Below are 509 nucleotides of genomic sequence, written 5' to 3' on the forward strand. Positions count from 1 at the left end.
GATTGGATCAATCCGGCGGACAAATGATAAGTCTATATTTCATTCCACAACATCTGCAAGGAGTTAAAAACAAATACATTAATTAATAAATAAATATCATTGCTAATATAGAAAAATTTATTTTAATAAACACCAACAAAACCAATAAAAAAACACAATTAAGAAAACATAAAAAATAAAAAGCAATAAAAAACCAAAATAGGAAAAACACCAATTAAAAACACACAGATAACAATTCATTACAGTAGGAGCTCAAGCTACTTTAAGAGAGGAATCTCCGGTAAATTATCTAGATTTGATCCTGTGAAAAGACTTGATTTTAAGAACAAATGGGTTTTAATAACCGGCGCTTCTTCCGGTTTAGGGCATGAAATGGCCCTTCAACTGGCTCATCAGCATAAAGCCAATTTGATTATTTCAGCCCGAAGGAAGGATAAACTAGAACAATTAAAGACGGTGTTGGAACAGACTGGCATACAGATAAAAATTATCGTAGCCGATCTTTCTAT

Annotated in this window: 1 protein-coding gene; it reads left to right on the forward strand. The window is 31.8% G+C overall.

Annotated features, from left to right (window positions below):
• Positions 1–303: 303 nt before the first annotated feature.
• The coding region (locus DBR11_RS29325) for an SDR family NAD(P)-dependent oxidoreductase (protein WP_199234013.1) at positions 304–509 on the forward strand (206 nt) is incomplete at its 3' end.

It is taken from the genome of Pedobacter sp. HMWF019, from assembly GCF_003061025.1.
Taxonomy (GTDB): Bacteria; Bacteroidota; Bacteroidia; order Sphingobacteriales; family Sphingobacteriaceae; genus Pedobacter.